Source organism: Kitasatospora sp. NPDC057542 (assembly GCF_042801945.1).
Classification (GTDB): Bacteria; Actinomycetota; Actinomycetes; order Streptomycetales; family Streptomycetaceae; genus Kitasatospora.
Genome location: NZ_JBHVFE010000774.1, coordinates 1 through 2,099, shown reverse-complemented (window position 1 = coordinate 2,099; position 2,099 = coordinate 1). Strand labels below are relative to the sequence as shown.

Annotated in this window: 1 protein-coding gene and 1 pseudogene; both read right to left on the bottom strand. The window is 72.1% G+C overall.

The genetic code is table 11. The features are described 5' to 3' along the window. Positions 1–34: 34 nt before the first annotated feature. Positions 35–1,153 carry a hypothetical protein gene (locus ACFU7Y_RS43335; protein ID WP_380771960.1) on the bottom strand — a complete coding sequence of 373 codons (1,119 nt, stop codon included), beginning with the start codon at positions 1,151–1,153 and terminating at the stop codon, positions 35–37. A 725-nt stretch (positions 1,154–1,878) separates the two neighbouring features. Continuing rightward, a pseudogene (locus tag ACFU7Y_RS43330) lies at positions 1,879–2,099 on the bottom strand (hypothetical protein); the annotation flags it as partial.

Genomic DNA, 2,099 nt, shown 5'->3' with positions numbered 1-2,099 from the left:
CCCGACGCCCGAGTGCGTCGGGCGGCCGGGCCGTTCAGTCCAGGAAGGGAGCGGCTTGACGCGATGCACTTGAGCGGTTCGATCGTGAACCGCCGCCGACTGCGCGTCGATCGCCGGCAGGAAGCTGCCATTCCGACACCCGACTACCCGGGCCCTGCGTTGCCGTGGCGCCGGCACAGACGGGGCGGGTGCGGGCGGCATAGGAGCGAGCGGCCACGACGAGGCCGATGCCCAGACCGCCGAATGCCAGGCCGCCGAACTCGACGAACCAGGTGATCCCCGAGCTGGTGGTGAACGGCAGGGACGGCTTGATCCCGGGCAGCACGCCGACAGCCATGAGCGGGGCCATGATGACGAGGACGGCCCCGTACATCGTCAGTGGGATGCCGGTCAGCCAGGCCGGAACCAAGGGCAGCAGGCGAGGGACCCGCCGTCCGGACAGGAACAGCGTCCAGCGGGGGAACACCTGCCCCCACACGTACAGCAGCCCCAGCAGCAGGAAGATCCCGACCATCGCGGCCAGCACGGTCACGTCGATCCCCGCCGACGCGGTTGCCTTCGCCGGGCCTGACGCGTCGACGCTCGTCGTCCTCTGCCAGTCATCGCCCGCGACGCCGAGCGCGTTGCCGCCCAGCGTCCAGATGGTCTTGGCTCCAGCCCACGGCAGAAGTCCGCACATGAGCAGGTACACCGTGACGCGGGTCCGCCTCGGGGCCCGGGAGGCCGCTGGGTGGGCAAGCGGGCCGTCGGCTGCGCCGGCGTGCGGCCGCCCACATCGCGGGCAGTCGCCGCGCAGCCGTCGACGGTACGACAAACCGACGAGGAACAGAAGGGCGGCGCCGGCCGTGTTCAACAGCACCTGGGCCAGCCCGGTGGCGCTCTCGACCCCCGAGAACGTCGCAATCGTCACGAAATGGATCGGCAGCCCGTTCATTCCCACGACGAACACCGGGAGCGCCGTGACCAGCGCCGTCGCCACCACAACCCGGCCGGGCCTGGTGAGCGTTCGGGTGCCGGCCAGGCAGGCGCCGCCGGCCAGGAGCGCGAGGGCCGCCAGGAAGAGCTGGACCCCCGGCGCGTACGAGGCGTGTTCCTTCCATTGCACGGTGGTGCCCGTCACCGCCCAGGTGACCTCGACAGCGGCGTACAACACGCCCCACAGAGCAGCGGCCGTGGGTACCCACATGGGCCACCGCCGCCACCACAACTTCCGCCGCGGGCTTGTGGTCGGTGGCCTGGGAACGCCGCCTGCCTCCGAGTTTGCAGAAACAGCCACTGAGACCCCCGTATATCCGGACTGCCGACACCCCAAGACTCCCCGTCACCCGCGCCGATCACATCCATCCCACGGATCACCCGACTCCCCCGCGCGGGGGAAGGCCGGAGCGTGAGCGTCAACCCGGCAGGCAGCCATGAGAGAGGAACCGCTCCGCGAAACCCCGCGTCCCGGTGCGCGGGTGACAGCACGGCCAGTGCCAGCCGGCCGGTGTCGGCCGGCAGGGTCCACGGGAAGGTCCAGAGCGCCTGTGCCAAGCGGGCCGCTCCGCCCGGCGAGGCGTCCGACGCGCGCCGTACGGCCGCCTCCCCGGCTGCGCCGAGGAACGCGATGCCGCCGCCGACCGCCACCTCCAGCGGTGTCACCGCGCTGATCAGCAGCAGCAACAGCCCTCATCAGAGCAGGAATTCGTCCGCCGTCCGCACCGCACAACCCCCTGTGCCACACGCTGCCGGGCCCCGTCACCGCGGCGGGCGGCCCCAAGGTGTACCGCGTGTCCCACGGCCCGGTCCCGCAGGCGCCGCCGCCCGTGGGATCGTCCTTCCGTACCACCCGTTCGCCGCACGGCCAGGCCGGAACCTCCGATGATCGGCCCGGCCGGTTCAGTCGGGCGGTTCGTGGGGTTCAGGGTCATGGGCCGGTTCGGTCACGGCGTACTCGGGGCCGTCGTCCGGCCCCTTCTCCTCCTCGTGCCCGGGAGGCGGTGCGCCTTCGCCGGTCATCCGGAACTCGGGTGTCTCCACCGGGACGGGAGGGTCCTTCGGGATCGGCCCGCCCTGCTCGCTCACGCTGCTCACCTCCAAGGCGCCCGGTCCCGGTGGCC